At 48.6% G+C, this 2302-nt stretch carries 2 protein-coding genes; both read right to left on the bottom strand.

Annotation, left to right across the window (positions count from 1 at the left end):
• Positions 1-939 (bottom strand): phosphate ABC transporter permease subunit PstC (gene pstC, locus G465_RS0112640; RefSeq protein ID WP_022654797.1); only part of this gene is annotated, 939 nt, incomplete at its 3' end.
• 115 nt (positions 940-1054) lie between these two features.
• Complete coding sequence (gene pstS / locus G465_RS0112635) at positions 1055-2098, bottom strand: phosphate ABC transporter substrate-binding protein PstS (RefSeq protein ID WP_027405457.1); 1044 nt, start codon at positions 2096-2098, stop codon at positions 1055-1057.
• Positions 2099-2302 lie beyond the last annotated feature (204 nt).

Genomic DNA, 2302 nt, shown 5'->3' with positions numbered 1-2302 from the left:
CGATAAGCGCAGCAATAACAGTTTTGCGCAAGCCAACACCACAAAGGTGATAAAGAACAGAATCAAACCTAATTCAATCAATGCTGAGACGTGTAAACCTTCTTGAGCTTCTGCAAACTCATTGGCCAAGGCCGAGGCAATCGAGTTACCGGGATCCATTAGCGAACCGGTGATTTGATAGGCGTTACCAATTACAAAGGTTACGGCCATCGTTTCACCCAAAGCGCGACCCAACCCCAACATAATGCCGCCAATTACCCCAGCTTTGGTGTAAGGCAACACCACATAACGCACCACTTCCCATGTGGTTGCGCCAAGACCATAGGCCGATTCTTTTAACATCACTGGTACGATTTCAAACACATCGCGCATCACCGAGGCAATAAACGGAATCACCATAATCCCGAGGATCAAACCGGCGGTGAAGACACCAATCCCCATCGGCGCACCTTGGAACAAGAAACCAATGCCAGGCAGATGACCGAGGTTCTCAATAATCCAAGGTTGAACATGATCGGCAAATAGCGGGGCAAAGACAAACAAACCCCACATACCGTAAATAATCGAAGGAATCCCTGCCAACAATTCAATCGCCACCCCAATTGGACGGCGTAACCAAGCTGGGCATAACTCGGTTAGAAATAAGGCAATACCAAAGCTCACCGGTACGCCGATGAGCAAGGCAATAATGGCAGTGACCAAAGTGCCATAAATCGGTGCGAGAGCACCAAAATTTTCAGCAACCGGATCCCATGAACCACTGAATAGAAAGCTAAAACCAAATGCTTTGATGGTTGGCATCGCCCCGATAATCAGGGAAATAATGATGCCAATTAAGGTAGCAAGTACCAGAAACGCAAAACCGCGAGTAGTGCCTCGGAATAAGGTATCTAGGCGGCGCTGCATTTTGAGGGTGTTCTCAATGTGCTGGGCGTGCATGTCACTCTCTCAGGCTGACCGACAAAAAAGCCGGGGTTACCCCCGGCCTGTGATAGACCCATCTGCTTTCCGTCCACTCACAGCCGAAAAGCAGACGTTAGCAAGGGGCAAAAAATTAGTTATTCCAAACTGGTTTGCCGCTGGTGTCGGTGATGTTAGCTTTCCAGTGTGCACGAATTTGGTTAGCTACTACATCGGGCAGAGGGATGTAATCCAAGTCTAAAGCCAGTTTGCTACCTTCTTTGTATGCCCAATCAAAGAACTTCAGGGTTTCCAAACCTTGTTCTGGTTTGTCCTGTTTCTTTTGCATCAGGATGAACGTTGCACCAACGATAGGATAAGAGCCCTTGCCTGCTTGGTCGGTCAGAATTTCGTAGAAACCTGGGGCGTTTTTCCAATCTGCGTTAGCAGCGGCAGCTTTAAAGCTCTCTTCGCTTGGCAGAGTAAATTGACCATCTTTGTTTTTCACTGCGCCGTAGGTAATTTTGTTTTGCTTGGCGTAGGCATATTCGACATAACCCAAACCACCTTTGATACGGGTTACATAGTTTGCCACCCCTTCATTGCCTTTACCGCCCACGCCAGCAGGCCAACTCACTGCGGTACCTTCACCGACTTTTTGTTTCCAGTCTGGCGATACTTTCGACAAGTAGTTAGTCCAAATAAAGGTGGTCCCCGAACCATCCGAGCGACGAACCACCGTAATCGCCTGATCTGGCAAGTTCACCCCTGGGTTTAATTGACGAATCGCAGGGTCGTTCCACTTGCTCACTTTACCCAGATAGATATCTGCCAACAGTGGGCCAGTAAATTTCAGGCCGGTTTGTACACCGGGCACGTTAAAAATTGGCACCACGCCACCAACCACGGTTGGAAATTGTAATAAACCGTCTTTTGCCAGTTGTTCTGGCTTCAGTGGCATATCAGAGGCACCGAAATCCACGGTTTTCGACACAATCTGTTTAATCCCGCCGCCCGAACCAATCGATTGATAGTTGACCGAATGGTTGGTTTTCGCCTTGTAGGCTTCCGCCCATTTTGCGTACAAAGGATAGGGGAAAGTTGCACCAGCACCAGTGATATTGGCGGCAGCGGCATAACCTGACAACATTGCACCGGCCACAGTCAGTGCGGCGGTAAGGCGAACAGTGTGTTTCATGCTGGGAAGCTCCGTGCGAAATGGAATAAGCAAAAATAGCAACGTGGCCGGATGGTAAAGGGCTGCCATTGCAGAAATATTACAAGTCGTGTTTTTATCGGGCAGTGCGGGTCGCATCATTAAGATTGTCATATATTGTGCAAGCCAGCTGATTGTTGGCAGAGTGTTTGCTTCGCTTGCCGTTAAACGATTGTTTTACGGTAC

This window comes from Aquaspirillum serpens DSM 68 (assembly GCF_000420525.1).
Classification (GTDB): Bacteria; Pseudomonadota; Gammaproteobacteria; order Burkholderiales; family Aquaspirillaceae; genus Aquaspirillum; species Aquaspirillum serpens.
Note: the sequence above shows the minus strand (reverse complement) of the source record. Positions and strands in the feature narration are given on the sequence as shown.